Raw genomic sequence first — 25,484 nt, forward strand, 5'->3', positions numbered from 1 at the left:
CATGTCGAAATATGTAATGCCGCCAAGGCAAAAAATGATCAACCTGATTTACGTTGTCCTGATAGCCATGCTGGGCATCAACATATCCAAAGATGCGCTGGAAGGATATGACCTGCTCAGCAATGATTATCATCCGCAGATTGCCCTCCTGCAGGCATACAATGCCAACCTGCTGACACGCCTTGAAGAGAAACGGCCCGACCAGCAGGCAGCAGGCAGCGAGATCAACGAGAAAACGGAAGCCATCAGACGGGAATTGAATGAGCTGAAAGAGAAAATAGCCCAAGCTGCAGACCGGGACAAGTATCAGAAGGGAAAACTGGCAAACAAAGATGAGCTGAACGCCGTATCGGACGTCATGCTGTCTGCCGGACGGGGGAAGTCTCTCAAAGAGAACATCCAATCTTATAAAGAACTGATTTCCGGTCTCATCGGCAACGAGGAACGGAAGAATCTGATAAGCAGCTACCTGGACGTGACTCCTGAAAAAAGCGGTTTCTCCTGGGAAAAAGAGACTTTCTCGTACCTGCCCGCCAATGCGGGAATCGCCGTATTGGACAAGATGGAACAAGAACTGCTGACTTGCCAGAAAGAGACGTTACAGGCCCTGATAGAAGGAGACGGCAAGCGTCCGGAGCCTCAACCGGGAATCACCGTCATAGGGGAAGACCAGATATTCATCAACGGCGAACCGACGGATGTACTGCCCAACGGAACCATCAAAGTGCCCATGGTGCAGATTACTCCGGAATTGACTTCCACCTTATACAAGGAGTGTGAAAACAGGCTGCACTTTATCAGCATCGGTGTACCCAAACAGAACCTTAAAGTAACCATGCAGCACGGAAAGGTCATCGAACGGAACGGACAGTATCTGGCCATACCCGACAACCGCGCGCAGGCAGCGAGCATCACCGTGAGCAACGGAAAGGAGACATTGGCACGCTATGACTACGCAGTAAAGGAGTTGCCCGACCCGATACCCTACGTGGTATATACGGACAAGGGGAAAAAGGAACTGTACAAAGGCAACGTCCCCCTGAGCCGGAGCAAGGCGCAAAGCATGAGCGAACTGATAGCCACCGCCCCGGAAGGGCCGCAGATAGACTACCGCATCCTGTCCTTTGAAACCGTATTCATAAAATCGGGCAGCAACAAGGTGATCACCCTGAAAAACAAAGGCAACAAGCTATCGGAGGAACAACGGAAAATCATCGGACAACTGCAGACCGGAGACAAGTTCTACATCACTTCCATCACCGTATCGGGAGGCAAGAAAAACAACGAGCAGATAGCTTCCATCAACATAGTACTGATCTAACAGAAAAGAAAAAACAATGAAACTGACATTTAAACCTATCGTACTTGCCACTGCGCTGTTGTGTGCCGGCAACCTTGCCGCACAAGAGACAGACGGCAAGAATCTTTTTGAGAAATACAACTGGTTCGTCTCCGGAACGCTGAACGGGGAATGGTTGTTCAAGACCCAAGGAAATACCTATGTAGGCGGAAAGATAGGCGGCGGTATCTATCTGGACCGATTCTCGGCCATACGCGCCAACCTGTTTGCCGGGAAAACCCGCATAGATTCAAAAGAAGCGGAACAATACGGCATCGGGCTGGACTATATGGTTACCCTGATAGGCAACAACGGCTACCGGCCTTTCAACCTGTCCGCCTCCCTGGGAGCCAGCTACAATTACTTCAGTACGGACCGCCTGGGAATCACGTCCAAAGATGTAAGTACCATCGGAGGGACATTCGCCATACAGGCATCCTACAATGTGAACAGGAAAGTGAGCCTGTTCATAGAGCCGTCCCTGTCCATCCTGCCCAAATACTACAAGGAGGAAAACAATGAGGACATGTACCTGCAGACGAATCTGGCCGTGGGCATCACCTACAGCTTCAAGGACAAATACAGAAGCGGAAAAAAACAGTTGCAGCCAACAGAGGCATTTCCTGTCAGCCGGGAAGACGTACAGGAAATAAAAGACAAAATGAACCGGATGCAGGAAGATATAAATGTCCTGAAGGAAGATGTACAGGAACGCCGCAGAATGGAAGAAGGCAAAAAGCTGGTCATCGAACCGGGACAGAAAGAAAGCGTAGCCATCGATATCCGTTTCGAAGAATTCAGTTCTTTCATCAGCCGGGAACAGGCTGCCAAGGTAGAGAGCATCGGGGAATGGATGAAGGAAAATCCGGCATCGATCAAAATTGTGGCTTTCAGCGATAATCTGAAAGATAAAGAAACGGAAGAGGAATTGAGGAAGAAACGCACTGAGGCCATCCGAAGCCTGCTGACCGAAAAATACCACATCGCCCCGGAAAGGATAGAGTCGGCAACACCCGAATCCATGGGATATGAAAACAAGACAGGCAGCAATGCCATGATCATCTACATCCCGGATAACCATTAAAATTCATTCACTCATGATTATAGCTGTTGATTTTGACGGTACGATAGTAAAACACCGTTATCCGGAAATCGGAGAAGAGATTCCTTTTGCAACCGAAGCGTTGAAGATGCTGATAAGGGACAGGCACAGGTTGATACTCTGGACCGTACGTGAGGGGAAATTACTGGAGGAAGCCGTGGAATGGTGCAGGGAACGCGGAGTGGAGTTCTATGCCGTGAACCGTGATTATCCGGAGGAAGAAACGGCCCACAACGGGTTCTCACGTAAGCTAAAGGCGGACCTTTTCATTGACGACCGGAATCTGGGAGGATTGCCCGATTGGGGAGAGATCTATCGCATGGTACGCGACAAACTGACCTACGAGGATGTGTTCAAAGAGGAAGTCCCGGTACAGCCTGCTCCCCCTCAAAAAAAATTCAATCGGCATGCTATTTTTGACTTATGTCAAATCCTGACTCGCAAGAACATTCTAACTTTGCGGCATCGAAAGAAATAATAGAGAACATTCGTTTTTATAAGAGCAAAGAGATTAGTTTTTAGGGTGCACTAAGAAAAAAGGCAATATCTGTCAACAGATATTGCCTTTTTTCTTTATCCAATTTATTTGGGGAGTATATCAATCCCTGCAAAACTAAACAATATTCCTACATGTTGCCCTATTGCCTGCGATATTCTTTAGGAGACATCCCCGTGTGATGCTTGAAATATTTGCCAAAGAATGACTGGTTGGCGAAATGCAGCTCGTCCGCTATCTCCTGGACACTCAGTTCCGAGGATTTCAACAGTGCCTTGGCCTCCAATATCACCAGGCTGTCAATCCACTCCCCTGCCGTTTTGCCGCTGACGTCCTTCACTACAGTGGAAAGATGCTTAGCGGTAAGGAACATCTTGTCCGCATAGTAGGAAACACTGCGGTTCTCCTTATAGGACTCGGAGATATAGCGAAGAAAACGTTCAAACAAGTCCTCCTTCCGGGTCTTCGGAATGCGTTCCTGAGTGGTATGCCCCTGGTAGATATGGTAAATCTCATAAAACAGAGACACCAGCAATCCCTGAGTGATCTCCTTGCGGAAAGGATTGTCTTTCAGCTTGACCCTGCTCCACAGGAAAGAATGATAATCCTTGAACGCCTGCTGCTCTTCCGGAGTGATATGGACACACGGGCGTTCCTTGATCAGGAAGAACAACGGGAACAGTTGCTGCATCGTAGGCAGCACACCATCAATAAAGCTTTTGGAAATCGCGATAAAGATACCCGAAAAATCATCCGAACGCCCTCCCTGCTGGACAATCTGGTCGGGAAGTATAATCCCCATCATGCCTTCGGACAATTCGTACTTTTGCAAGTTGATGTGCATCCTGCACCACCCTTTCAGGCAAACGCAAAAACAAGCCGCATTCAAACGGGTGGGATAAGGAGACAAAGGCATATCCTTTATATCATCAAAAATAGCAAAATCATTGCCGATGAAATCAATCATCGGCAAATGCTGTATCAAAGATATATCTACATTCCGTATGCTTTTAGTTTCCATCGTTTTCGCACTTTGCGGGCAAAAGTAAGGTTATCTCCCGGAATAATATTTTAAAAATAATTAAAAAGAGAGCCTAATTCATTATTTTGAAGCCGACAAAGAAAGTTCTGGGCTGCGTAGGCCCGTAGAAGTAGCCGGAATCACGCAATGTCCCTTTATCCAAATCTTTCTGGAAACTATTGAATATATTCTGTACACCTGTGTTCAACTGTAACTTGATATGGTCGTGAAGCACAAATGTATAATTCAACTTCAGGTTCAAGTCCATGAACTGGGGAGTATGTTCCATACGGTCTTTCTCGATATTGACAATGGCTCCCTCAAAGATCTCCTTAGGAGCATAATGAGGGACCACCATTTTGCCCGTATAGGTGCCGGATAAAGAGAAGTCGAAATTCTTCACCGGTGCAGACGAGAATGTAAAGTAGCCGTAATAGTCCGGAGTACGCGGCATACGTTTGGTCGTAAGGTTCTTGCCGTCAACTTTCGTCCACACCTCTGCTTGGGTATAACGGCTACGCTGCGCCGTAAAGCCCAGCTGAAACTGCGCCTCCTTGCCATGAGCAATCTTCGCATCCAGATTGGCACCATATACACGGGCGCCGTTACCGTTGCGCCGCTCTTTTATAACATCACCATATTGATTCTTGCCGATTTCCTCCAACACGAAAACATGACGCAAGTCCGTATAAAATCCTTCCACAAGAATATTCGCCTGCCAATGTCCCAAACGGGTAGTCCAATCTACAGAGCCGCTGTAACTATTGGAGCGCTCCTCGCTCAAGTTGTCCGCCAGCTTGATCTGTACCCCCTCGCCTCCTACGGCAGTCACATGCAAGTCTTCATCGTACGCCTGGGGAGCACGGAAGCCGGTAGAATAAGTCAGACGGGCCTGGAAATCTTCCGTAGGCTTATATAGAAGGTTGACACGCGGACTGAATATCAAGTTGTTGATGAGGTTGTGCTTATCCAGGCGGGCGCCTACCAGCATGGTCAGATAGTTCATCTTCCACTCGTTCTGGACAAAGGCGCTGGCTATGCGCACATCCTGCTCCATATCACGGTGATAGCCTGTCATGATATCATGCAGAGAATTGTTCTGGTACTCCAGCCCGCCGGTAAAAGTAGCAGGGGCGAAGAAACAATTGTCCATATTGCCCACATACATTCCGCCGGCTACCCAGGTCAGGTCTTTGGTCTTGCCGTATGCATTCATATCTTCCCGGGCGCCATAGTAGCTGTTACGGTCGGTGTGCTGGATAGAGCCGTAAACGGAAATCTTATGCTTGTACTCTTTCCAAAACAGGTCGTAACTCAGGCCTCCGCTATTGATAATGTGCTTGGTCTGCTCCGTGATGTCTGTTTCATGGGGCTGCAAATCGAACTTATTCCCACCGCGACGGAACTCGTTGGTGGTGTGATATTCCAGGTTAATACGGCTGAAATGGGTAGGACGGTAATAGGCACGGAAACCGAAAGTATTCATGTTCAGCTTGCCCAGCTCGGAGAACCCGTCCCCGTCGCGGTCGTATGGATTGCGGTTGCGGTAACTTTCATAGAGGGCTATGCCGTAAGAATTGTCTTTGGCCACCATGGACACGTTGCCTCCCATATATTGTTCCCAGGACTTTCCGTCCATATTGGAAAACATGCTGGATACCTGGAAAGAGTTGTTGATGGGATCTTTCGTGATGATATTGATAGTACCTCCCACGGCATTGGCACCGAACAGGGCAGAACCGCCACCGCGTACCACTTCTACCCGTTCAATCATATTCACCGGAATCTGCTCCAGACCATATACCCCGCTCAATGCACTGATGATGGGGCGGCTGTTGATCAAAATCTGTGAATAAGGACCTTCCAGACCATTGATACGTACTTGCGGGAAACCACAATTCTGGCAATTGTTCTCTACGCGCAAGCCGGACTGATAGTTCAGCGTCTTGGCCAGGTCGGTGGAGTTGACCATCTCAAAGAGTTTGGCACTCATTACGTTGACCACTACCGGGGCAGCCTTGCGGCTCACTTCGTTACGGTTGGCAGACACCACCACTTCATCCGTCATAAAACTTTCTTCGGCCATCTGGAAGTGTATGACCGCCGTGAAATCCTTGTTGACTTCCACTTCTTTCTCCTGGGTCTTGTAACCTACTGCGGATACCCGGAGCTTGTATTTCCCCGCAGGAAGTTTGCGGAACTCAAATTGTCCTTCTTCATTAGATACCGTCCCCTGGCCGGTTCCTACTATCAAAATCGTGGCATATGGTATATTCTCCTCTGTTCCCTTCTCGATCACGTGACCGGAAATCATGTTGCCTTCCTTTATAGGATTAACGGCATAGACTGCACTGATACCTGCCACTGCAAGTATCAACGCCAATATGTAATGCTTCATTAAATTAACGTGTGTTTTGGGACATAAGAACAGATTTTTTCTCTCTTTTGCCTTCTATCGCTGTTTTTATAAATAATACAATAGATTCTGAAAGGGAAATCTACCCTTTCCTATGAGCCGTATTTATAAAAAGAAAGCGGGAGGGGCACGGAGAGACAGGCTCCGGATGATCTCTCCCTTTACCGTAGGAGTTGCGGGAGCAGATTTGAGCACAGCCAGCAGGGTACGCATCGGATGCTGTACCTCATATACGTCCACTTCCGGTGAACAGAACGTTGACAGATGCCCGATAACGACAAGTGAAGTCTTGGAGTGCGAGTGGGTATCATGGAACGGGTGCGAATGGGTAACCAGCACTCCGTTCACATAATGGACGTGGGTAAAAGCCGTTATGCTTGTCTGGTACATTACAAACAATACCAGCAAGCATAATGCCCCTATGATTTTCTTCTTTTGCTTCACGTCCAAAAACTTGTTCCAATGAATTTGAGCCGCAAAGATAGGAATTTATTTTTTAATTTTACCAAACAGGGAGTCGTAATCACGCCGAGAAGCAGGCGCCACCCATTCCTCCGGAATAAACTTCCACTGATTCAGCGCACGCGGCTCAATCTTCTTCTTACGCTCGATATATTGCATCAGATAATAACGCAAATCCTTGTCGGTGGAACTGATGATGCGTTTCTTCAACTCATCCTGGGAAATCCCCGCCCCTTTCGTCAGCAACTCGCCTCCACCATTGCCACGGTATGAATTCAAGGCTACCTTATAGATTTTATCCATGTCAAACGGAGTTCCGTCCGCCATGCCGGCAATGCTCACCTTTTCACCCTCCGGCTTTGTGACATCCACCGTATAGATGATGCCGGCTGCCGAATCGAAATTAAAGCTGAAGTTCTTGAATGCAGCCCTGTCTTCGGCACCTTCACGACGATGCTCGCGGAAAAGCAGGAGGTGGTCTTCCGGCGATGTCATCCGGTTCGTCCACAAACCATAGGACATCTCCAAGGCATTGCGGATCTCCCTGCCGGAAAGGTTCATTGTGTAAAGCATGTTCTCATACTTATACAGATTGAACATATCGTTTACAAACACATCTCCTTCCTTGATTTCCGTATCATAGGACAACGGTGCGGCAAAGGATATATCGGCCCCGCTGATTTCCAGTTGCAGGCTATGAATCAAATCGACGAACGCCGAAGGACCGAAATAGGCAGGACGTGTAGAAACCGTTTCCGTGAAGTGGCCTATCTTCTTGGATACAAAATTCTGAATCGTCCGGTATTGCGGGGCGAAATGGCTGACAAATTCCTCACTGATACCGTAGTTCCCGGTATCGGACAATGTTCCGTCAATCTGCTTGTCCACCACCTTGCCGTCACGCAGTTTCAGGGTCACCTCCACATCACTCACCACAACGGCATTGCTGGCAGGATCCATGACCAGTACCGAATCACCGGCTATATTCGCTATCTTCCTGCATTCGCGGGCATGGTCGTGCCCCATCAGTACAACATCAAAACCGGGAACATTCCGGGCTACCTCCACGGAAGCATTCTCACGGTACAAGCCTGCCATCCACTGGGCAGCCTGTCCGGCATGAAACATACCGACAACCAAATCCGGACGCTCCTTCTCACGGATAATCTTCATCCACTTGCGGGCAGTCTCCTCCATATCCTCAAAACGCAATCCTTTCCACAAGTTCTCCGACAGCCACACCGGAATGGCGGGAGTAATCATCCCCATGACGGCAATCCTGACCCCGTCCCGTTCAAATACCTCATAGGGTTTGAAATGGGGCTGCCCGGTAGCGGTATCTATGATGTTGGCACCCAATATGGGAAACCGGCAGTCTCCCGCCCAACGGTCGAAAACAGCACGTCCCGTCTCCACATCATGGTTTCCCATGTTTCCTGCATCGTACCCCATAAAGTTCATCATCCCGGCAGTCACATGGGGAGCTACGGTATCTATATAATTGTAATAATACGCTGTGGGCTGTCCCTGCAGGATATCACCGTTATCCAATAAAATTAGGTTATCCTTATAGACCTCACGCTGCTTCCGCACCAATGCGTACACACGCGCCAGGCTTCCGGACGCCTCCCTTTCATGGATAAAATCATAAGGATAGTAATTGCCATGCACATCGCTGGTCTGAATGATTTTAAGTTTCACCTCCCTTTCTTGTGCAGGCAGCATGCCGGCCAGAAAGGAAATACAGACTAAGAAACAACTCATTTTTTTCATATCAAACATCTTCTTATAAATTCATGGGATGGGTAAACATGAATCTTGCACCGTCCGTGTAGCCAGGGTCTATCCAAACCTTTCCGCCCCACTTCTCAGTAATCAGCTTACAGATAGACAGCCCCAGTCCGGTACCCTGCACGTATTCATTCAGCTTTTCAAAACGCTCAAACACCAGTTTCTGCTTGTCCGAAGGAATGCCGCAGCCGGTATCTGTCACCGAGAACACGGCCATATTGCTGTCCCGGTCTATTTCTATTTTCAAAGTGATGGTACCGTCCACTGTAAATTTATTAGCATTGGAAAGCAAGTTGATCACCACCTGCTGCAAACGCTGTATATCCGTCCGCATCTCTACCGACTCATGCCCGCATTCAAACCGGAACTTATTATCGGACTTACGCGCCTGCTCCACCGTGGCCGTCACCTGCCGGCAAACCTGCACCACATCACACCTCTCCAGCGTGAACGAAACACGGTCCGCCTCCAAACGGGACACGTCGAGTATGTCATTGATCAGCCGGAGCAGCAAATCGGAATTGGTCTTGATGATTTCAAAATAAGTACGCTGTTCCTCTTCGGAACTTCCTCCTGCCGACAATACATCCGAGAATCCGACAATGGCATTCAGCGGCGTACGGATCTCATGGCTCACATTGGCAAGAAACGCACTCTTCAAGCGGCTTGACTCTTCCGCCCGGTCTTTCGCCTCCCGCAGGGCGCCTTCGGACTCTTCAAAATCATCTTTCAATTTCTTTGTGTGGTAATAAAAATACAAAGACACCAGCAACGCTATTACCAATACCACCAGTACAACCACCACGGTCCATATCTGATACTTATACTGTCCATAAAAAGAAGGAGCGACGTTCACGTATTTTACAGGTCCCGGAATGCTTGATATGTCAAGCTCCTTCTCCCTGACGACTTCATAGTCGAGAAGCGTTTCGCAAGGGATTATCTTCACGCCATCCTTCGTTTCCGACGCATGCGACAAGAGCCGGACAGCCTGCTGCGCCATTTCTTTGCCCAAAGGACGATACACCGGTACCACGCCGCCGATGGCCCAATACCCCAAGGCAACGGATGTCAGTGAAAAAGTGGGCAAATCGGGTGCCGCCTCCATCATGGCGTACGTGGCGTTGCGCATGAAATAGCCATCGTTCATATCCACTCTCCAGGTGCCCAGAAGAACAGCCGTATTCTCCGGCAATTCATGCAGCTGCTCGATAATGGTGTAGATGGTGTTTACACGCCCGTCCAAAAGAATCAGATTCAGTTCGGGGAACTTCTTCATCTCCTTCACGACGTATGCCTGCAAAGAAACGCCCCCGTAACTGTTGTCCGATATAAAAGCTATATTCTTCGTTTCCGGATACAGTTTCTTTATCATATGGATATTGGCCGCCACATCATACTGGAACATAAACCCGGCCTTGACGGGCGATTCAGGAAAATCATCAAAGAAATCGACCGACTCGGGCATCCAAGTCTTCAAAGTGTCTGTCCTGTCCGGCAACAGGATGGCATTCCTGCTGGACAACGCACTTAAAACCGGAATGTCACTCTCTATCGAGTCGCCCAAGGAAAGGTAGGCTGCCCAGGCTTCCTGGCCGATGAGCACAATTAAAGACGGACTCTCCGCCCCCTGGTATTTTGCCAACAATGCTTTCAGCCTCCGGGTCCACCGGGGAGATTCCGAGAAGCTCTTGCAGTTCATGTTCTCCAGCACAATGACATTCTTGCCTCCCAGCCGTTGGTATTCCTCCATAAAGTCCGAGATATTCCCCGATGTCTGGCGGGCATCCGGATTGTAAGAACTTATAATCAACACTGGGTGGTCGCCCGTCGCGGAAAAGACAGGCAGGGAAAGAAAGAAAAGCGCCAACAGGCATGACAATATTTTATATATGCTTTCAGATACGTCCATCTATCCATTGTTATTGCGGCAAATATACAATATAAAGTTGGAAGAATCCCGAAAAAACAACTATTTTTCGTACATTTGACACCCCATTAAAAAGAATTCAAATGATACAATTATTTCACCGTATGATATCCGACGCGCTCGGCATATCGGAAAAACAAATCAGTCAGACACTTGGACTGCTGAATGACGGAGCCACCATTCCTTTCATCAGCCGTTACCGCAAAGAGGTGACAGGAGGTTTGGACGAGGTGCAGATCGAAGCCATCCAAACACAATATGAAAAGCTGAATGAAACGGCGAAACGCAAGGAAACCATCCTCAATACCATCCAGGAACAGGGAAAGCTGACGGATGACCTCCGGGAACGCATAAGTGAGACTTGGGACAATACCACCCTGGAAGACATTTATCTTCCTTACAAGCCCAAACGCAAGACACGCGCCGAAGCAGCCCGTCAGAAAGGGCTGGAACCTCTTGCCACCCTGCTCATGCTGCAACGGGAGCCTCATCCGGAAAGCCGTGCGGCCGATTATGTGAAAGGGGATGTGAAAGATGTGGAAGATGCCTTGAAAGGTGCCCGGGACATCATTGCGGAACATGTCAGCGAAGACGAACGTGCCAGGAACAGCGTACGCAACTCCTTTGCACGGCAAGGCGTCCTGACCGCAAAGGTTGTCAAGGGCAAGGAAGAAGAGGCTGCCAAATACAGGGATTATTTCGATTGCTCGGAATCCTTGAAACGTTGCAGTTCCCACCGACTGCTTGCCATCCGCCGCGCCGAAGCGGAAGGTTTGTTGAAGGTCAGCATCAGCCCCGACGACGAAGAGTGCCTGGAACGTCTGGAACGCCAGTTCGTGCGCAGCGGCAACGCATGCGGGCAGCAAGTGCAGGAAGCCGTGCAGGATGCCTACAAGCGCCTGCTCAAGCCTTCCATCGAAACCGAATTCGCCGCTCTGAGCAAAGAGCGCGCCGATGAGGAAGCCATCAAGGTGTTTGCCGAAAACCTACGCCAGCTGCTGCTTGCTTCTCCATTGGGACAAAAGCGTGTGATGGGGATAGACCCGGGATTCAGAACCGGATGCAAAGTGGTATGTCTGGATGCGCAGGGCAACCTGTTGCACAACGAGAATATCTACCCGCACCCTCCGGTAAGCAAGGGCAAGGAGGCATTCTCCAAACTGCAGAAGATGATAGAAGCTTATAAAATAGACGCTATCGCCATCGGCAACGGGACGGCAAGCAGGGAAACGGAAGACTTCCTGAAGCGCCAGTCTTTCAACCGGGAAGTACAGGTGTTCATCGTCAGCGAACAGGGAGCGTCCATTTATTCGGCTTCCAAGATTGCACGGGATGAATTCCCCGAATACGACGTGACGGTACGTGGCGCAGTGTCCATAGGACGGCGTCTGATGGATCCCTTGGCCGAGCTGGTGAAGATTGACCCCAAGTCCATCGGTGTGGGGCAATACCAACATGACGTAGATCAAGGCAAACTGAAAAAATCGTTGGACCAGACCGTCGAGAACTGCGTCAACCAGGTAGGGGTAAACCTGAACACCGCAAGCAGCCACCTGCTGACTTATATCTCCGGATTAGGCCCGCAGCTGGCACAGAACATCGTGAACTACCGGGCCGAGAACGGAGCGTTCGCCTCCCGGAAGGAGCTGATGAAAGTTCCGCGCATGGGTGCCAAAGCCTTTGAACAGTGCGCCGGCTTCTTACGCATTCCCGATGCCAAGAATCCGTTGGACAATACAGCCGTACATCCCGAAAGCTACTGCATTGTAGAGCAAATGGCACAGGATCTGGGGTGTAGCGTGACCGAACTGACAAGCAACAAGGAACTGCGGCTGAAAATCAATCCGGAACGTTATCTCTCGCCTACCGTCGGCATGCCTACCCTGAAAGACATCCTGCAGGAACTGGACAAGCCCGGACGTGACCCGCGCGGTCCCATCAAGCTTTTTGAGTTTGACCAAAATGTACGTACCATCAACGACCTGCGTGAGGGCATGGAACTGCCGGGAATCGTAGGCAACATCACCAATTTCGGCGCCTTCGTCGATATAGGCATCAAAGAGAATGGCCTGATACACCTCTCCCAACTTGCCGACAGATTCATATCAGATCCCAACGAAGTAGTATCCATTCATCAGCAGCTGCGTGTCAAAGTACTCAGCATAGACATAGAGCGCAAGCGCATACAGCTGACACTGAAAGGAGTGGCACAGGATTAAGGAACTTTGTCCAAAGCTTGTGAATATGTATTCAAGCGGCTTGAATATATGTTCAAGCACTGCGAATATGTATTCACAGGCTTTGAACAGAGATTATTCCAGTCAAGGAAGAACTTTTCTCTTAACGTAAAGAAGGTTTTCTCCTAACTTAAAGAAACTTTTCCCTTAATTTCCCAAACCTGCCTTCTATATAAGCATTACCGGCCAAGCTTATCGGATGCATGTCTATTATAATATCCGATAATCAACGCAGTGCCAAGTACCAGCAGGCCAGAACAAAGAAGAGATCCCTCAAACCCGAAGGCACCTCCGTTTATCAGATTTTCTTCGGGAAGGCGAAGGGTTAGCAGGCTCTCGCCGCCCAATTCATTTCCACTGACTTTATATCCCAGGACAGGACCTTGAATCCAGTTCCAGAACCAGTGCAGGGCTATGGGAAAGCAGAGGTTGCGCGTATAGACATAGGAAGCTCCCAAGAAGAAACCGGCCAACACGATATTCAGGAACGGCACAAAGGCAAAGTCCGGATTGAGAACGTGCAGCAGCGAAAAAATCACTGACGACATAAACAGTGCCGCGAATTTATTGATGCCTCCATCCAACATGCGTCCCAGGATAAACCCGCGTACCATCAGCTCTTCCGTAATGGCAACCAAGAAGAAGAACAGAAGGCTCAACAACAGGGAAACGGGAGAAAACGCAACGTCCGCCACTTCGATCACCCCCGACAACAAGGATACCCCAAAACCGACAAGGTATAGCCCCGCAACAAACACGGCCCCCTTCAACAGGCTTTTCCAACAGCCTTGCAGAGACAATCCCAAACTTGACAGAGGACGGTGTCTGATTGTCAACACCAGCCATGCGGCGAAGAGCACGCCCGCCAGCATCACTCCCTCGTTCAGCATCAGGAAATAAATGTTCCTTCCACTCCCTTCTGACGCCAACTGGGGAAACACGAGCATGAAAGGAATGGTAAACAGAAACAGTAACACGAAAGTGAGTACAGTAAACAGTACGATATCAACTATCACCTGCCGGACGGCTCCGGCCTTACTTGCCGCAGCAAGCTCTCCGGCAACTTTTTCTTCTGTCTTCATCGGTTTCTTATAGATTAATATCCGACAAAAATAATAATAAAAAGAAAAAACGGCATCCATCCTTGACATATTCTTCTTATATTTGAAAATTCAAACCATCTGAATTGAAAGCATGAAACTAAAGAAAATACTCTTAATTACAGCCGGATTAGGTTTAATGCTGAATGCCTCGGCACAGAAAAGCAAGACATACTATGTGGCCAAACCGGGTACCCTGGTGGAATTAATGACTGAAGCGGAAGCCAATCAAATCACCCATCTGACCCTGCAAGGCAAACTGAACGCGACAGACTTCCGCCACCTGCGTGACGAATTCAAGAGCCTGGAGCTGCTGGATATATCAAACGCCTCCATCAGTATGTATGCCGGCAAAAACGGAACATATTCCGGCCACTTCTATATTTATCCGGCAAACAGCATTCCTGCCTACGCCTTCTGCAAACCCGTAAACGACAGCACTTTCATCGGCAAGGAATCTCTGACCAGGGTCATATTGTCCGACAAGACCAAAAATATAGAAGACGCAGCGTTTAAGAACTGCAATAATCTGAAGATTTGCCAGATACGCAAGAAAACGGCTCCCAATCTGATGACAGAAGCCTTGGCGGACAGCGTCACGGCCATATTTGTTCCTTTGGGAAGCAGCGACGCTTACCGGAACAAGAAGAAGTGGGAAACATTCGCTTTCATTGAAGGGGAGCCGTTAGGAGTTACCGTACAGATAGGGCTGATGGGAAGCCTCGCCAGCGAATTGCTCAGAGGGGGCATACAGCCCAAGGACGTGAATTTCCTGACCGTAGAGGGCAAGCTGGATGAAGCTGATTTCGTGCTGATACGCGATTATATGCCCAATCTGGTTTCCATTGATATGTCACAAAGCAATGCTACCGCAATCCCCGATTATACATTCACCCAAAAGAAGTATTTACTGAGCGCCGTTCTCCCCCGTGGGCTGAAAAGTATAGGACAACGGGCTTTCAGCGGTTGCGGACGCCTGTGCGGCACACTGACGCTGCCTTCCGGGGTAACCGCCATTGAATACGGCGCATTCATAGGATGTGACAACCTGCGCTACGTCATGGCTACCGGAAACAAGATCACGACATTGGGGGATAACCTCTTCGGGGAAGGCAAAGGCAAAATCATATATAAGGAGAAGCAGTAGCCTTATACTCATTATTCAACGTATCAACAAAAAAGGAGGTGTGTCAAAATAAAGATTTAGAACACACCTCCAAGAATATTTATCTTCAGGCACCGTACATGCGCGCTCTCAGTTCCTTGATATGGTCCGAGGTGATGTATTCATCATATTCCATCATCTTGTCGATAATGCCGTTCGGAGTCAGCTCGATAATACGGTTGGACACCGTCTCAATAAACTCATGGTCGTGTGACGAGAACAGAATATTACCCTTATAGGTCTTCAGGTTATTGTTGAACGCCTGGATAGACTCCAAATCAAGATGGTTGGTCGGGGTATCCAGAATCAGACAGTTGGCATTGCGCAACTGCATACGGGCAATCATACAACGCATCTTCTCGCCTCCGGACAAGACACTCGCCTTTTTCAGCACCTCTTCGCCGGAGAAAAGCATACGGCCCAAGAAGCCTTTCATATAGACCTCATTACCTTCACCGAACTGGCTCAGCCAATCTACCAGGTTCAAGTCCGTATTAAAGAAATCAGTGTTGTCCAGCGGCAGGTAAGCAGTAGTGATGGTAACGCCCCAATTATAGGTCCCTTCGTCCGGTTTCATGTTGCCGTTGATAATCTCGAACAGAGCCGTCATGGCACGCGGGTCATGAGAAAGGAACACGATCTTATCCCCCTTCTCCACATTGAAATTCACGTCACGGAACAATACGGTACCGTCTTCCAGGGTTTTGGTCAAGCCCGAAACCTCCAGAATCTGATTGCCCGGTTCGCGCTCGGGAGTAAAGATGATACCCGGATACTTGCGTGAAGAGGGCTTGATTTCCTCTACATTCAGTTTCTCCAGCATCTTCTTACGGCTGGTAGTCTGCTTGCTCTTCGCCACATTGGCGCTGAAACGGCGGATAAACTCTTCCAGTTCTTTCTTTTTCTCCTCAGCCTTGGCTTTCTGGTTCTGCTGCTGGCGAAGCGCCAACTGGCTGGACTCATACCAGAAGCTATAGTTGCCGGCAAACTGATTGATCTTTCCATAGTCAATATCTACCGTATGGGTACATACGGAATCGAGGAAGTGACGGTCGTGGCTTACCACCAGCACGGTATGTTCAAAATTCGAGAGGTATTCTTCCAACCAGGTAACGGTATCCATGTCCAAGTCATTGGTAGGCTCGTCCAGCAACAGGTTGTCCGGATTGCCATACAATGCCTGCGCTAACATGACACGCACCTTCTCTTTATTGTTCAGTTCGCCCATCAGCAGGTAATGCTTGTCTTCCTTGATGCCCAAACCACTCAACAGGGCGGCAGCATCACTCTCCGCATTCCAACCGTCCAACTCGGCGAATCTTTCTTCCAGTTCGGAGACCTTAAGCCCGTCTTCATCGGTAAAATCTTCCTTGGCATACAGTACCTCGCGTTGCTTCATGATGTCCCACAACACGCTATGGCCCATCATCACGGTATCCATTACCGTAAAAGCATCCCACTTAAAGTGGTCCTGGCTCAAAACAGACAGACGCTCGCCCGGTCCCAAGGTGATGGAACCGGTAGTCGGATCCAATTCTCCGGAAATAGTTTTCAGGAAAGTAGATTTTCCGGCACCGTTAGCACCGATAATACCGTAACAGTTACCACTTGTAAACTTTAAGTTTACATCATTAAACAACACTCTTTTACCAAACTGTACCGAGACATTAGAGACTGTAATCATCTGTAAATTTATGATTTATAATTTATGATATATTCTTGTCATTATGCAAATCCGGGTGCAAAGGTAGTCATAAATCATAAATTATAAATCATAAATCCCATTCATTTTTCCACGAATAGGAGGGAGAAGCGCTGTCAATGTGACATAAAAGTATTACCTTTGCACTGTTTTTAACCCCAAGAAACATTTTGGCAAACTTTTTGCTGACCTGTTCTTGACACATTAACTTAAACCCTTGGCAGTAATGAAAACAAAACCATTTTATAAGAATAATAAGCATAACAATATGAATCCGAAAGAAAAAGAAACCAACGAAGAAGAGTTGAAGAATCAAACTCCTCAAAAGGAGGAAACTGAAGAGACTACTGAAAAGGAAGCTCCGCAGGAAGAAAAGGAAACCCCTCTAAGTGAAGAAGAAAAACTCGCGCAAGAGTTAGAAAAGGCCAACGAGCAGATTGAAGAACAGAAAGACAAATATCTACGTTTGTCTGCCGAGTTCGACAACTATCGCAAACGCACCATGAAGGAAAAAGCGGAACTGATCTTGAATGGCGGCGAAAAGAGCATCAGCAGCATCCTCCCCATTGTGGACGATTTTGAACGCGCCCTCAAGAACATGGAAACAGCAACCGACGTGGCTGCCGTCAAAGAAGGGGTAGAACTTATCTACAACAAGTTTATGTCCGTATTGGGACAGAACGGCGTAAAAGTGATCGAAACAAAGGAAAAACCGCTGGACACAGACTACCACGAGGCCATCGCCGTTATTCCGGCACCCGCTGAAGAACTGAAAGGGAAAATTCTGGACTGTGTACAAACCGGTTACATGCTAAACGACAAAGTGATCCGTCATGCCAAGGTGGTAGTCGGAGAATAACATAAGACTGTATGGAAAAAAGAGATTACTACGAAGTATTGGAAGTTGAAAAGACAGCAACGGTAGAAGAAATAAAGAAAGCTTATCGTAAAAAGGCCATCCAATACCATCCGGACAAAAACCCGGGCGACAAAACAGCGGAAGAGAAATTCAAGGAAGCGGCAGAAGCGTATGACGTGCTGAGCAATCCTGACAAGCGTGCCCGTTACGACCAATTCGGCCATGCCGGACTGGGTGGCGCCGCCGGTAACGGAGGCCCGTTCGGCGGTTTCAGCGGAGGCATGTCCATGGATGATATCTTCTCCATGTTTGGCGACATCTTTGGCGGACACAGTGGCGGCTTCAGTGGCTTCGGAGGCTTTGGCGGAGGCGGTGGCGCACAACAAAGACGCTATCGCGGTTCGGACCTGCGCGTCAAAGTGAAACTGAACCTGAAAGAAATTTCTACGGGAGTAGAAAAGAAATTCAAACTGAAGAAGTACGTTCCTTGTACCCATTGTCACGGCACCGGCGCAGAAGGCGACGGTGGAGCAGAGACTTGTCCGACCTGTAAAGGAAGCGGTACAGTCATCCGTAACCAGCAGACTATTCTCGGTACGATGCAGACCCGCGCCACTTGTCCTACTTGCAACGGTGAAGGCAAAATCATCAAGCACAAGTGTAAAGCATGTGCCGGTGAAGGTATCGTATATGGAGAGGAAGTAGTGACCGTAAAAATACCGAAAGGTGTGGCAGAAGGCATGCAGCTTTCCATGGGAGGAAAGGGAAATGCCGGCAAGCATAACGGTGTGGCAGGTGATCTCTTGATTCTTGTGGAGGAAGAACAAGATCCGAACTTGATACGCGACGAAAACGACTTAATCTACAACCTTCTCCTTAGCTTCCCTACAGCTGCATTAGGCGGTGCGGTAGAAATACCGACCATTGACGGCAAAGTGAAAGTGAAAATCGAACCGGGTACGCAGCCGGGCAAGGTACTCCGCCTTCGCGGTAAAGGTCTGCCCAGCGTAAACGGATACGGAACCGGAGATTTGCTGGTAAATGTCAGTGTGTATGTGCCGGAAACTCTCAGTAAGGACGAGAAGAAAGCTTTGGAAGATATGGAAGACTCGGACAACTTCCAACCGAATACTTCCATCAAGGAGAAAATATTCAAGAAGTTCAAAAGTTTGTTTGACTAAGACTTCCCATATAAAACTTGAATGCCGCATATATTTATCTCTATATGCGGCATTTTTATTCATAAATTAGAATTCTGACATACGTTTCATAAAGGCTTCTACCCCCTCCCCATCAGAAGGCAAGGGAGCCCATGGAGCAAGATCTTCAGGAGGGAGCGGTTGATAAGGCCCTTTCTTTATTTCAAAAATAACAGTTCCCGACTCTAAAGCAATAATGCTGTGCCAAGTGCAAGGAGGTATCTCTAAACCGTATTTGCCTTCCGAAGGATTCAGACGTACCTTTTCTGTCACATTTCCCTCTTCATCATAAAAGAAAGCCAACAAGCTGCCACGCAAAACCAAATAAGTTTCTTCTTTATCCGTATGACGATGCGGAGGCAGATAAGTACCGGGCTCCAAAGCATTCAAGAGGCGATGGATAGGAGCATCCATTGTTGCATGAAAATTATGGTTCATACGCAAACGGGGATTCTCCTTGGCTTGGGCTGTAACCATGTCCAACAGCTCCTCTGTTATCAACTTCATCATTATTCCAATAATCGGGCAAACTTTGCTGAAAGTTCAGTCTTGTCAGCTTCAATAGACAAACTCTTCCCTTCTCTATCGACCAACAACGCTGCTTTTTGCGAAGAAACCAAAGAGGTTATTTCCGAAGCATCGCCTGCTACAAACAAACAACCCGAGAAAAGAGGGACAATCACTTCTTTTGCCTGTCCTTTCCACTTTACAAACATAGCCTGCATCGGGCAGAATGTAGTATATCCGGCAGCATTCAAACGCTGCATCAACTTATGTTCTGACTTAGGCGCTGTATGCAACGCATGCCAGCACACTCTATTATTATTCGTTATCATATCGTTTGCTTTTTCCATCCCTTTAATAAATCTTTCACAAATAAGATCCAACCTACACTACCTACACCCGCCAAAAATACAAAACCTATCAAAATCATTATTTTATTAGGCTTTGCCGGTTGCAACGGCACCGTAGCCGGCTGAACAACCGTATATACCGGAGTAATCTCTTGTACTTTAGCCCTTGCCATCTGCAACTGCTGGGATACTTGGGTATATACCTGATATGCCAAATTCATTTCGTTCTGTAAACGTTCTTGCTCCGCACGATAACTCAACAGAATTATATTCTGGTTAGCATCTACAAAATTAGCATATTTTTTCTGCGCTTCTGTATAAGCAGCTTTTGCTTCTGCATAAAGTTTTTCCGTAAAAGCCAGGTCATGACGAGCTTTGTTGGTTCTATAATCAGTGATATAATTTTGTAAACAATGCATCACCGTATCCGTAAGTGCGGCAGAAATCAGCGGATCCTGCATCGTGACAGCCAGAGTGGTCACTCCCGTCTTCTTGTCTGCAGATATGGAAATACGCTTACTCAAAGCCCCGGCAATTCCTGCCTCATCCAGAGTCAGATGAAAAGGATCGAGTTTAGCGTCGCCATCTTCCTCCGGCTTGTCCTTAAACAAGGATATCGTCCAGCCTAAAGCCTTAAAAGGAGCAGACATAACTGCGCTCCACCAAGGACCGCGCTGGTAATCTTTAAGATAGGCATACAACGTAGTATCTATCTTTCCCTCCTGGTCTTTCACTTTTACATTGAAAAGTTCAACCAGAAATGGCGTAGAACTGACAATATCAGGATACAATTCAGGAGATAAGGCATCTTCACCGGAAGAACTTCCCAAGTTGATGCCAGCCATAGCCGCAAGTGCCCCCATACTTCCACCTCCGGACTTACCCCCGCTTTCCGGAGCCAACGTCACACTGGTGGAGTATTCTTTAGGAATACTGAACGCCACTACCAATCCTACAAGGACTGCAATTCCACATGCCTTGAAAACCAACTTACGACCGGCCCAAACTTTTTGAGCAAGCTCAATCAAATCAATCTCCTGTTCCTCCGGATGCTGAGGAGTTGTATTTTGTATTCTTTCTTCACTCATGATCCCAATTACTTAAAGAGGTTAACCATAGTCGCAATCATAGTCGCCAAAGAAGCAGCAGATGTACCCATGCCGATAACCTCAGCGGCACTCATCTTTTTCTTCGGGTCTTTGCTTGGAACAATTATTTCACATCCTGGTTCAATAGCCTTCGTGTTTCCCGACTTCAAGCGGGATACAGTACCATTCATATAAACAACATAGGCCTTGCGTTTTTTCGCATCATTACCAAAACCACCAGCCTGGTTTATATAGTAGCGCAGATTTTCACCTTTCTTATATAGAACCGTATTCGGATACATCACAGCGCCATTTATTTTTACTGTACTTACGTACTCCGGTACAAACAGCATATCGCCCTCACGCAATACCATATCGTAATCCGAACCCGGATTCTGCAATGCCTTTTCCAAACTGATACCCACTGAATAAGTATCGGACAAATCCAATTTCTTCAAAGAGATAGAGTCTCCGGAACTCATCTGCGCCTGTGTCATACGCAATACATTTTCTTTACGGCGAAGCTCCTCTTCAGTCATCTTACGTATCAAACGGGCTCCTTTCACATAAGCGTCTGGAGTTATTCCACCAGCTTTAGCAATCAAATCGCTTAAGCGTTCGTTCTTCTTGGACAGAGCATAACTCCCGCTGAACAATACTTCACCTCCTACTACCACATTCTGTTGCTGATGATAGGCAGGACTTTTACGGATATACACTTCATCAAACGGTTCAAGATGGAAATCCTCACTCCCCTCACCTACCAACAAGCCATCTTTCAAGTCAAAAGAGAAGTTTTTGCCAACTGTTGTACTAAAAGCCGTACTCGTCGGTTCTTTCACACGACGGGCAACTTCAATCTTGGTAGTGGCAGCATCCTCCAACAAGCCACCTGCCTGTATAACCAAATCTTCCACCGTCATTTTATCTGAATAAAGATAGGTGCCCGGATTAGCCACTTCACCATGAATCGTCAATGTAGCCTCTTCCTTCAAATCATGGATGCTGGGAATATATAAAACATCATTCTTCTGCAAAGGAATGTCGGCTATAGTGCCATTCAACAACCCTTTGACATCAACTTGAATAATCTCATGCGACAAGTCCTCCCGCTCTCGGTCTATAATTGCGCGGTTCAAGAATGCGTCTCCACGTACCCCTTCGGCTTTCTTTATCAACTGTTTTACCGTATTAATGGTCCCGTTCAGCTGATACAACCCTTCACGATACACAGCACCACGGATTTCCACCCGATTTTCAAAACGCTGCAATACAGAATCCACCGTTATCACATCGCCATCTTCAACACGGAATACGGAATAATCCATTTCATCCACATTGTATATCTGATGTTCACGGCCGCTCTTACGTACTACACGAATAGCCTTCTTATAGGCATCACCTGTGAAATTACCGGCATATTTCAATAAAGTAGCCACCGTCTCCGTAGGCTTCATCTCATAAAACATCGGACGTTTTACCTTACCCAATATCTGTACCAAGGACTGATAAGGATCTACAAGAACAACATCACCATCCTGCAAGCGAACATCATCCTTCATCTTGCCGTTCATCAAAAGCCCATAAATGTCCAAGTCCGCAATGACGTTGCCATTACGTACAACCTTTATACTACGTAAACTACCGATTTTATTAACACCACCAGCACTATACAAAGCATGGAATACTGAAGCAAAAGAAGACAGGGTATAGGTGCCGGGGACGACAACCTCTCCCATGACATTGACTTGGATGGAGCGAATCTCTCCTAATGTCAGTTTCACTTGGGTAGAAGGCACATTACCAGTCACACCCGAATAGATTTTGGCAAACTCTTGTTTCAAATAATTATTCGCCTCTTTGACCGTCTTGCCGCTTAAATAAACCGGCCCCAGATTATTGACTAAAATACTTCCTTCGGGAGATATAGTCTGACGAATGGTTGTCTCAGAAGCTCCCCAAACATCAATAATAACTTCATCACCCGGGCCCAGACGATAATTAACCGGAGTCGCCACATTCAGGTTCGGCTCAAAAGTAAGATTCTCATTAGTAAAAATATTGTGACCGAATATTTGCCGCGCAGGGTCTTCCCCCTCCCCATACGTATATCCGCCGTCTATCCACAAAGAATCTTCCGGCATTCCCATCTGGCCGCCTTGCTGCCCTCTTGTAGATACACGCAGACCTCTTGTAGCACGTTGTTGAGTATTATTACGCTGACCTGCCTTTGATTTTGAATTCACATTTCTTTCAGAAGACTGCTGTCCGCGTTGACGGGAACGGTTTCCATCCCGACTATAGTCTTGTGAATTTCCGGACTTGGCATCTTCATACTTTTGCTGTATTCTCTCAACTTGCTCTTTAGTCACACCTCTCCGCATCAATTCAGTAGTAATCTGCTTCTGGTTCTTACCCATCTGTTGAGCACTTTTTACATACTGAATGACTTGATCATCCGACATCTGCTGGGCGAGAGCCACTCCTGACAAAGTAAATATCAAGAAGAATAATGTTATTAATCTACGCATAAGATATTCCGATTAATCTTTTTAATCTTTTGAGTTTTGTAATAAATATAAATCGGGGACAAAGGTAACATATTATTTTCATAATATATATCTATTCGACCTCTAAGTTTCCGAAAAAGCATTAAAAAGTTTTCTTGTGCATATCTTCCGATATAATAGGAAAAACGGCTAAATCTGGCATTATTTTTTTTATTTCACTTAATAAAATCGCCGTTTTTTCAGCATAGCTACGTTTTATTATTGCAGACAGTAATGTATGTATCCGTTCATAATCATAAACAGATGACAATTCCCGTTTTATCTTCTCATGACAAGTTGGTACCGAAAGCACCTTACCTGTTTCTTCAAAAATATATACCTCCCCGGTATCTCCCGTCATTCCGGCCTCCAATATCAACATGCATGCCTCGGGCAAGGTCATCAGGCTATGAGGATCTTCCGGATAAACATCACCAAAACGTACGACCATCAATTGACTTCCACCTGTCTCTTCGGCCTGCACTTTTTGCCCCAATGACTGTACATAGATTTCCGAAAGACGCTTGCTATATTCCACGGCCCGGACCGGATGGGCAGCTTTATCTGTAGAAATCAATATCATGCGCCCGGCTTTATACTGCAAGGCCAAATCCGCCACATTTATAGTTCCCAGCAGATTGGTCTGCAGAGCTTCGGACACATAATCTTCCATTAATTGCGGCTGTTTATAGGCAGCAGCATGAAACACGACCTGAGGCTGAGTTTCTCTAAATATGGCTTCCATACGTGTGCGGTTCGCAACATCAGCCACCAACACACGCACATCTAAATTCTTCCAATGATCGGAGAGTTCCAGCTGCACATCATATAAAGGAGATTCCGCCTGATCAACCAGAATCAATCTATAGGGATTCAACGCAGCCAGCTGACGGACAATCCCCCGCCCTATGGTACCGGCAGCACCTGTAACCATAATCCTTTGTCCTTCTATATGAGAAGCTATTCTCCGGATATCGATTTGTACCGGCTCTCTTCGGAGCCAGTCCTCTATCTGAATATCTTTAATCAGGCCATCATCCATACAATCGCTTAAAGGAGGGACCGTCATCACTTGAATAGCATGGGCAAGCCATTTGTCCAAGACACCGGAATCTTCCAAACCTGCCACTTTATCGGGAGACACAATCACAGTATGTACATTTTTCTTCTTTAAATGAAAGAACAGTTCATCATCATTGGCATACACTCTGCAACCCATCGTATGCTTTCCAATCATATCCGGCTCGTCAGAAATAAAACCACATAAACGAAAATGATTGTTACGGCTGACTCTCAATGATTTCGCCACATTCACGCCGGTACCATGAGAGCCATAAATAAACACATTCACAGAATGCCGGGCATCAAAGGCAATTGCTTCATAAAGCATTTTCACTGCAATCCGCAAACACACCATTAAAGAGAATGTAAAAATATAAGCAATAAAAAGGATCGTATTGGGCAAAGTTTCCCCCAATCCCCAAACAGACCAACAGAAATTTCCGACACCCGACACCCCATAACTTAAAGTCAAGCATAGGAATACCCGATAAATATCTACAAAAGAAGAAAAACGGATGATACCCACATATGTACGGAGAAGATGAAAGAAAAAGACATTACTTAATAAGACAAGAGCCAGCAGCCATACATACAGGGAAGTTTTGTAAACAACGGATGAAATCTGAAATTGCAGTATATATGCGAAAAGCATAGCAGCCACAACAATAATTACATCTACCAGCAAGACAGCCCATTTAGACGCAATACGAGATGAAAGATATTTATAATATATTCTTAAATTCATAAATAGTATCAGACTTATATTCCCCACAAAGTTATTCTACAAAGATGCCTCTTTTCATTTGATTATCCAATTTTTCTATGAAAAAATAACGCAGTGCCCAAACAGAAATATCATCACCTAAAATTATTTTCAAAAATTCAAGAGAATCTTTTTGCAAATTCAAATAAAAATGTACCTTTGCACCCCGTAAACAAGAGCCTATTGCCGCTATAGCTCAGTTGGTAGAGCAACGCATTCGTAACGCGTAGGTCGCCAGTTCAAGTCTGGCTAGCGGCTCTCCCCTTTCCATTTTTCAGGAAACTGGTATTCTTTGAATAGAATATCAGTTTTTTTTCTTTCCACCCTAACATCTACAAGCCGCTAAAAC

General features: G+C 47.0%; 19 protein-coding genes and 1 tRNA gene. 8 read left to right on the plus strand and 12 right to left on the minus strand.

The annotated features are described in order from the left end of the window. The first annotated feature begins 1 nt into the window (after position 1). From porM to HMPREF9446_RS12735, 3 genes are read left to right on the plus strand one after another with little or no spacing between them, the layout of a single operon-like run. Positions 2 to 1,321: a type IX secretion system motor protein PorM/GldM gene (gene porM, locus HMPREF9446_RS12725; protein ID WP_009126090.1), complete on the plus strand. Its 1,320-nt coding sequence runs from the start codon at positions 2 to 4 to the stop codon at positions 1,319 to 1,321. 16 nt (positions 1,322 to 1,337) lie between these two features. Further along, on the plus strand, positions 1,338 to 2,423 hold the full coding sequence (locus tag HMPREF9446_RS12730) for an OmpA family protein (RefSeq protein WP_009126091.1): 1,086 nt from the start codon (positions 1,338 to 1,340) through the stop codon (positions 2,421 to 2,423). A 13-nt stretch (positions 2,424 to 2,436) separates the two neighbouring features. Further along, a complete protein-coding gene (locus HMPREF9446_RS12735; protein WP_009126092.1) occupies positions 2,437 to 2,919 on the plus strand; it encodes a BT0820 family HAD-type phosphatase in 483 nt (160 codons plus the stop codon). Between the two features lie 160 nt (positions 2,920 to 3,079). Here HMPREF9446_RS12735 and HMPREF9446_RS12740 read toward each other — a convergent pair whose 3' ends face one another. The 5 genes from HMPREF9446_RS12740 to HMPREF9446_RS12760 form a co-directional block, all read right to left on the minus strand. Continuing rightward, on the minus strand, positions 3,080 to 3,958 hold the full coding sequence (locus HMPREF9446_RS12740) for a helix-turn-helix domain-containing protein (protein WP_009126093.1): 879 nt from the start codon (positions 3,956 to 3,958) through the stop codon (positions 3,080 to 3,082). A gap of 73 nt (positions 3,959 to 4,031) precedes the next feature. Next, complete coding sequence (locus tag HMPREF9446_RS12745) at positions 4,032 to 6,356, minus strand: TonB-dependent receptor (protein WP_009126094.1); 2,325 nt, start codon at positions 6,354 to 6,356, stop codon at positions 4,032 to 4,034. A gap of 123 nt (positions 6,357 to 6,479) precedes the next feature. Beyond that, positions 6,480 to 6,818, minus strand: a complete 339-nt coding sequence (locus tag HMPREF9446_RS12750; protein WP_039969479.1) for a hypothetical protein — start codon at positions 6,816 to 6,818, stop codon at positions 6,480 to 6,482. Positions 6,819 to 6,863: 45 nt separating this feature from the next. Next, entirely contained in the window at positions 6,864 to 8,609 is a 1,746-nt protein-coding gene (locus HMPREF9446_RS12755; RefSeq protein WP_039969482.1) for a bifunctional metallophosphatase/5'-nucleotidase, read from the minus strand. 13 nt (positions 8,610 to 8,622) lie between these two features. Next, positions 8,623 to 10,539, minus strand: a complete 1,917-nt coding sequence (locus HMPREF9446_RS12760; RefSeq protein ID WP_009126097.1) for a sensor histidine kinase — start codon at positions 10,537 to 10,539, stop codon at positions 8,623 to 8,625. 101 nt (positions 10,540 to 10,640) lie between these two features. Between HMPREF9446_RS12760 and HMPREF9446_RS12765 the strand changes: the two genes are divergently transcribed. Then, complete coding sequence (locus HMPREF9446_RS12765; RefSeq protein ID WP_009126098.1) at positions 10,641 to 12,776, plus strand: Tex family protein; 2,136 nt, start codon at positions 10,641 to 10,643, stop codon at positions 12,774 to 12,776. Positions 12,777 to 12,973: 197 nt separating this feature from the next. Here the strand turns inward: HMPREF9446_RS12765 and HMPREF9446_RS12770 are convergent, their stop codons facing one another. After that, positions 12,974 to 13,876: a CPBP family intramembrane glutamic endopeptidase gene (locus HMPREF9446_RS12770; RefSeq protein WP_039969484.1), complete on the minus strand. Its 903-nt coding sequence runs from the start codon at positions 13,874 to 13,876 to the stop codon at positions 12,974 to 12,976. Positions 13,877 to 13,988: 112 nt separating this feature from the next. On the opposite strand from HMPREF9446_RS12770, the gene HMPREF9446_RS12775 reads away from it, so the two are divergent. Beyond that, positions 13,989 to 15,041, plus strand: a complete 1,053-nt coding sequence (locus HMPREF9446_RS12775; protein ID WP_009126101.1) for a leucine-rich repeat protein — start codon at positions 13,989 to 13,991, stop codon at positions 15,039 to 15,041. Between the two features lie 85 nt (positions 15,042 to 15,126). On the opposite strand, the gene HMPREF9446_RS12780 is transcribed toward HMPREF9446_RS12775, so the two are convergent. Continuing rightward, entirely contained in the window at positions 15,127 to 16,743 is a 1,617-nt protein-coding gene (locus HMPREF9446_RS12780) for an ABC-F family ATP-binding cassette domain-containing protein (RefSeq protein ID WP_009126102.1), read from the minus strand. A gap of 244 nt (positions 16,744 to 16,987) precedes the next feature. Between HMPREF9446_RS12780 and HMPREF9446_RS12785 the strand changes: the two genes are divergently transcribed. Both HMPREF9446_RS12785 and dnaJ read left to right on the plus strand, forming a co-directional pair. Continuing rightward, on the plus strand, positions 16,988 to 17,620 hold the full coding sequence (locus tag HMPREF9446_RS12785) for a nucleotide exchange factor GrpE (protein WP_009126104.1): 633 nt from the start codon (positions 16,988 to 16,990) through the stop codon (positions 17,618 to 17,620). Between the two features lie 11 nt (positions 17,621 to 17,631). Beyond that, complete coding sequence (dnaJ, locus tag HMPREF9446_RS12790) at positions 17,632 to 18,801, plus strand: molecular chaperone DnaJ (RefSeq protein WP_009126105.1); 1,170 nt, start codon at positions 17,632 to 17,634, stop codon at positions 18,799 to 18,801. Between the two features lie 66 nt (positions 18,802 to 18,867). Here the strand turns inward: dnaJ and HMPREF9446_RS12795 are convergent, their stop codons facing one another. From HMPREF9446_RS12795 to HMPREF9446_RS12815, 5 genes are all read right to left on the minus strand, one after another. Beyond that, positions 18,868 to 19,326, minus strand: coding sequence for a WbuC family cupin fold metalloprotein (locus tag HMPREF9446_RS12795; RefSeq protein ID WP_039969486.1), 459 nt, complete (start codon positions 19,324 to 19,326; stop codon positions 18,868 to 18,870). Between the two features lie 2 nt (positions 19,327 to 19,328). After that, positions 19,329 to 19,673: a UpxY family transcription antiterminator gene (locus tag HMPREF9446_RS12800; protein WP_009126107.1), complete on the minus strand. Its 345-nt coding sequence runs from the start codon at positions 19,671 to 19,673 to the stop codon at positions 19,329 to 19,331. Continuing rightward, on the minus strand, positions 19,652 to 20,761 hold the full coding sequence (locus HMPREF9446_RS12805; protein WP_009126108.1) for a Wzz/FepE/Etk N-terminal domain-containing protein: 1,110 nt from the start codon (positions 20,759 to 20,761) through the stop codon (positions 19,652 to 19,654). Before HMPREF9446_RS12805 ends, HMPREF9446_RS12800 begins: the two co-directional genes overlap by 22 nt. An 8-nt stretch (positions 20,762 to 20,769) precedes the next feature. Beyond that, on the minus strand, positions 20,770 to 23,292 hold the full coding sequence (locus HMPREF9446_RS12810) for a polysaccharide biosynthesis/export family protein (RefSeq protein ID WP_009126109.1): 2,523 nt from the start codon (positions 23,290 to 23,292) through the stop codon (positions 20,770 to 20,772). Positions 23,293 to 23,413: 121 nt separating this feature from the next. Further along, positions 23,414 to 25,117, minus strand: coding sequence for an SDR family NAD(P)-dependent oxidoreductase (locus tag HMPREF9446_RS12815; protein WP_009126111.1), 1,704 nt, complete (start codon positions 25,115 to 25,117; stop codon positions 23,414 to 23,416). Between the two features lie 203 nt (positions 25,118 to 25,320). On the opposite strand from HMPREF9446_RS12815, the gene HMPREF9446_RS12820 reads away from it, so the two are divergent. Continuing rightward, positions 25,321 to 25,393, plus strand: a tRNA-Thr gene (locus HMPREF9446_RS12820). The last annotated feature ends 91 nt before the right edge of the window (positions 25,394 to 25,484 follow it).

Source organism: Bacteroides fluxus YIT 12057 (assembly GCF_000195635.1).
In the GTDB taxonomy this organism is placed as follows: Bacteria; Bacteroidota; Bacteroidia; order Bacteroidales; family Bacteroidaceae; genus Bacteroides; species Bacteroides fluxus.